Origin of the sequence: Psychrobacter muriicola 2pS (assembly GCF_904846535.1) — a bacterium.
GTDB lineage: Bacteria > Pseudomonadota > Gammaproteobacteria > Pseudomonadales > Moraxellaceae > Psychrobacter > Psychrobacter aquimaris.
Map to the genome: position 1 here is coordinate 1 of NZ_CAJHBC010000019.1, position 5,280 is coordinate 5,280.

Annotated in this window: 5 protein-coding genes; 4 read left to right on the plus strand and 1 reads right to left on the minus strand. The window is 40.2% G+C overall.

Annotated features, from left to right (window positions below; translation table 11 throughout):
- Nucleotides 1–61 precede the first annotated feature (61 nt).
- The 3 genes from parA (at nucleotide 62) to JMX93_RS14175 (ending at nucleotide 2,636) form a co-directional block, all read left to right on the plus strand.
- On the plus strand, nucleotides 62–700 hold the full coding sequence (parA, locus tag JMX93_RS14165; RefSeq protein ID WP_198333365.1) for a ParA family partition ATPase: 639 nt from the start codon (nucleotides 62–64) through the stop codon (nucleotides 698–700).
- A gap of 3 nt (nucleotides 701–703) precedes the next feature.
- Entirely contained in the window at nucleotides 704–913 is a 210-nt protein-coding gene (locus tag JMX93_RS14170; protein WP_045448060.1) for a plasmid partition protein ParG, read from the plus strand.
- 796 nt (nucleotides 914–1,709) lie between these two features.
- Nucleotides 1,710–2,636, plus strand: a complete 927-nt coding sequence (locus JMX93_RS14175) for a cation diffusion facilitator family transporter (RefSeq protein WP_087813585.1) — start codon at nucleotides 1,710–1,712, stop codon at nucleotides 2,634–2,636.
- Nucleotides 2,637–2,822: 186 nt separating this feature from the next.
- On the opposite strand, the gene lnt is transcribed toward JMX93_RS14175, so the two are convergent.
- Nucleotides 2,823–4,391: an apolipoprotein N-acyltransferase gene (lnt, locus tag JMX93_RS14180; protein ID WP_045448063.1), complete on the minus strand. Its 1,569-nt coding sequence runs from the start codon at nucleotides 4,389–4,391 to the stop codon at nucleotides 2,823–2,825.
- Between the two features lie 239 nt (nucleotides 4,392–4,630).
- On the opposite strand from lnt, the gene JMX93_RS14185 reads away from it, so the two are divergent.
- Nucleotides 4,631–5,179, plus strand: coding sequence for a DUF411 domain-containing protein (locus JMX93_RS14185; protein ID WP_499205087.1), 549 nt, complete (start codon nucleotides 4,631–4,633; stop codon nucleotides 5,177–5,179).
- The last annotated feature ends 101 nt before the right edge of the window (nucleotides 5,180–5,280 follow it).

The window sequence follows — 5,280 nt, forward strand, 5'->3', positions numbered from 1 at the left end:
CTTATATACTTATATACTTATATACTTATATACTCAATACATACTACAGGGATCTGTATTTATGAAGGTAATCGCGGTATTAAATCAAAAGGGTGGTAGCGGTAAGACTACCATCGCAACGCATTTGGCTCGTGGCTTACAACTAAAAGGTCATAGTGTTTTGTTGGTGGATAGCGACCAGCAGGGCAGTGCGCGTGACTGGAGAGCGGTTGATGAAGACAATCCGGTACCAGTGATCGGGCTTGATAGACCAACACTTGATAAAGATTTAAAAAGCGTTTCTGATAAAGATTACGTGGTGATCGATGGATCGCCGCAAGCTACTAGTCTGGCTATTTCTGCTATAAAGGCGGCTGATTTTATATTGATTCCGGTGCAGCCGAGTCCTTATGATATCTGGGCAACCAGTGATTTGGTTGATTTAGTACAGCAACGTATTGAGATGATGGATGGCCAACTAAAGGCGGCCTTTGTCGTATCACGCGCCATTCAAAATACCAATATTGGTAAAGAGGTGGCAACCGCGCTGCTTGATTATAATCTTCCGGTATTAGAGACCAGAGTGATGCAGCGAGTTGCTTATCCTAATAGTGCTGCCCTTGGTAAGACAGTATTTGATACCGAATCGCCTAATAGCAATGCGATACAAGAGATAACCGCATTGGTCAGTGAGATTCAAATATTTTTTGGTGAGGAGTAGGTCATGAGTTTATCAGCAGGTCGCCCTAGTAAGAACGTTAAGGATCAGTTAGCTCTATCGGATGTGACGGACAGTCCCAAAAAGACGGTACGCGTGAATTTTAATCTAGATGAAGATAAACACATTGCGCTCAAACGGTACGCGCTTGAAAGCCGAAAAACGGTTACTGAGCTGTTGACTGAAATGATTGATGAAAAGTTGGTTGAACGATAGATATAAAAAATCGGATTTTTTATACCTAAAAAAAGGATATGTATAAAAAACTCAAAAAACTATATATATCATCGAACGCTGTGTACCTTTCTAGTATCATCAGATGCTTGTTTTCTTAAGCCAGACGTAGAAGCAAGCTGCAAAAAAAATGCCCATGGCAAAACAAGCACTGTTTCCTATATCAGTACCATATAATAGAACCAAAAACGGTTAGCAGTGCTAAGGTATATTGCCCTTAATCAAAGCGTACTCAATAACGATTTAAGTTACACAAAATATAAGGGGCTTCTAGCCCCATCATTATTCTGAACCGCCCCGAGATTGTCGGAGACTCAACTTTCTGAGAGAATACGACAATGAAAAGACAAACCTACACTCCTGAGATTAAAAAACGCGCCGTTCGCATGCTGATTGAAGCATTAAACGATTACACCTCTATGTGGTCAACCATTCAAGTTATAGTACTGAAAATAGAATCTACTTTTGGAACATTGTGGTCATGTCATAAAAAGCGCACTAATGAAACCATACTAACCAACATTCAAGACTAAGCTACACATACTAAAGAGCTTGAACGTGAAAATAAGAAGCTTACGTAAGCCAGTTAGATTACAGTAAAAGCCGCTTTTTTCGCCCAAGGAGAGATAGGACATACAATCCAGTTGTGGCTCAGTTTATTGATAACAATAAGTGTGTCTACGGTATTAGAGCAATATTGACTGTGCAATATAGAAGATATGCAATAAAATTATTTTCTACCTTTAATAAAATGCAGCAACCTAAACAAGGGTAAATTATGAGTAATTCAGATAACCACAGTCACCAAGCTCCAAACCCTAAAAATATGAATAAGGCTTTCTATATTGGAATTGGTCTAAATTCTGCATTTACGCTCATCGAGTTCATAGTGGGCTACTCAACTAATTCATTAGCTTTAATCGCAGACGCTAGCCACAACTTAAGTGATGTTGCCAGTTTAATAATCTCGTTAATTGGAATGAAATTAGCACAGAAAGCATCTACTACGCTTTATACCTATGGCTACAAAAAAGCTTCTATAATGGCTTCTCTTATTAACGCCATATTGTTAGTTACAATCGTTATAGGTATTGCGTATGAGGCCTTGGGTCGATTTGATACCATACCGGAAGTTGCAGGAAAAGTTATTATTATTACAGCTCTAATAGGTGTATTTATAAATACTGTTTCTGCTTTTGCATTCTACAAAGGTCAAAAAGACGATATTAATGTTAAAGGTGCTTTCTTGCATCTAATGGTAGATGCATTGGTCTCTGTAGGTGTCGTTATCTCGGGCATTATTATTTACTATACAAGTTGGAATATCGTTGATCCTCTAGTTAGCTTGATTATTTCAGTCGTGATACTGTTATCGACTTGGGGTCTACTAAAAGAGAGTATCAAGCTTGCTATTGACGGAGTACCTCAAAATGTTGATCTCAGTAAAATCACTGCTATCTTAGAGAGCTATAAATTTATTCAAAACTTTCATCATCTGCACATCTGGGCCTTGAGTACCACTGAGAATGCTCTGACAGTTCATATCGTACCGAAGAGCGATGTGACATTAGAAGAGACTCTTATTATGAAAGAAAATATTAAGGAAGATTTGGCGCATCAGAATATACAACATGCAACTATTGAATTTGGTATTAAGGCAGATGACAATCAAAAATCGCGTGCATTAAATGAAAGTATCAACTAAAAGATGATAGACCGTATATAGCTATCTCTTTTTAAGTATGAGGCGCGTGCTTTATGTCGACATAATTTTTTCAATCAGTTCTTATGTGATCAATAGTTTAAAACTTTTATATTTACGTGCGTTAGGACGTTACCTAGAAAAAATAAAAAACTTACGCTGATTAAATTATTATAATTAAGTTTACTATTACCCTCGTCCTCTAAGTGTGGTTAGACCTTTGCCAAAATAGCTTAGTAGTAATAACAGAGTTATTATTATCAAGATAGGATAATTTCCCATAAGCATAAAGGGAGTGTTACCAACCCGTGCCTGTATCTCACCACGTAGTACAGTACGCTCAAACTGCGGTGCGCGTTCTACAATACGACCTTTATGGTTAATGATAGCGGTAACACCAGTATTGGTCGCTCGAATAAACCAGCGCCCGTTCTCAAGCGCGCGCATTTGTACCATTTGCAAATGTTGCAATGGTCCTGCTGAAGTGCCAAACCAGGCATCGTTAGAGACCGTCAACAAAAAGTCAGTATCGATGGCATTTTTACGCGTGGTATCTGGATAAGCTACCTCATAACAGATAGCCGTCCCTATATTGTGTCCACGCACCTGTAGCGGTGACTGCTGATCACTACCGCGACTATAGCTCTTAATATCCTGACTACCGGCCAAACTTGGGAAAATATCGAGCACGCCTTCAAATGGAATATACTCTCCAAAAGGCACCAGACGCTGCTTCTTGTATAGGCCTTCCGCTTCTACACCTCGAGCAATCACGCTATTGTAAAATGGGGGATACTTATCCGTACTGGCATTGAATGCCGCTTTATCCTTATAAGGGATACCAGTTATCCATGTCGTATTGGTCGCATTAGCCATTTCTATCATTTCACTAATAAAGCCCGCAGCCTCATCCTGAAACATCGGAATAGATGATTCAGGCCACACCACAACATCACGTCCCCACTCAGTGCGCGTTAACTTCGCATAAATCTTTAGCGTTTCTACTTGATATTGAGTCAGCCACTTTATATCTTGTGAAATATTACCTTGAATCAATGACACTGACAGATCAGGTGTGCCCTTAGGTTTTGTCCATTGCGGATTGACCAGCCATAATGATGTGCTAATGGCCAATAACAGTACAGAAACGACGGCATAACTACTGCGCCGAAGCAGTAGCTCTACTAAACTTGCAGCCAATAGTATGGCAACAAAAGAGACGGCAAAAACACCAGCAACGGGTGCTAAGGACGATAACCAATACTCTTCAGTAAACGCATAACCAACAAACAGCCACGGAAAGCCTGTGAATAACCAAGTTTTTAACCATTCTTGTAGCACCCAAAGAGCAGCAAATGAAAAGGGTTGTTTGCCTACCATACGGTTAAAGGCTAGTGCTAAAAATCCATGAAACAGTCCCATACCGAGACCCATCAATCCAATCATAATCAATGCGAGCCACGTTGGAGTATCGCTATAATCATGGATAGCTGTATAGAGCCAAAAGCCGCCGACGCACCATAGCCCCATACCGTAAGCTTCACCGATAATAAAAGCGCGACGACCACTCATATTTGGCACCAACAGCGCATATAAAATCGCTGGTGACACTATTGCTAGCGGCCAGAACCCATAAGGCGATAATGCAAATAAAAAAATAGCCCCTGCAAGCCATGCTGCTACTAGCGTAAGCCATAGCGGTAATTGATTTAAGTGAGTACTCAAACGCTTTTGTAGACTAATAGTAGACAGGTGCATCGCAAATTATCCAAAATTATGAGCCTTGAATTTTTAATCAAAATCCAAAACTCAGATAGACCCGTTAATACTACAGGCAGCATTTCAAAATAAAAACTGCTTATGATACCAGTCCGCACTGCTCAATGTATAAATTTACGTACCCCGTTTGATGGGTTATTATGCTACATTACCAAACGATATGAAGTGTTACTTGACCTTCTATAGCTCACAATATCTACAGTACATGAGAGAGCACTATGACCCCCTTAAAAATAAAATCCAGTCTTATATTCAATCGTCATCTGTCTAAGGGGTTGCGTGGTACGCTGGTGTTACTTGCCGCCTCATCACTATTTGCTTGTAGCCAACCGAGTAGTGGCGTATCTGATGCAAACACAACATCAGTAACAACCGAAAATGCAACAGCTATCACTTTAAAGGAAGATGAACCAAACGCTAAAAGTGCTCACATGATGACAAGGTCAGTAAGTAAACCAGACCTACTAAAAAACGTCTCAGCTACGGTCTATAAAGATGCCAATTGCGGCTGCTGTAAAGAATGGATAAGTCATGCAGAAGATAATGGTCTAAGTGCAACCGCGCAAGATGTTGCGGACTTAGCCGTATTTAAAGAGCGCTACAGCGTTCCAACTGAGATGCGTTCTTGCCATACTGTAGTCACTACTGATGATTACGTCTTTGAAGGTCATGTACCTGCTAAGTATATGGCGCAGTTCTTAGAAAATCCGCCAGTACAAGCTATGGGTCTTGCCGTACCTGGCCACAGGTGCTATGAAAACGCTTGAGAATAATGACCGAGTGGCATACTCTTCCAACTATACGCCTATCATTTTACAAAATTATGACTCGTTATCATGTATTACACTGCACTAATCTAATCAGAAGA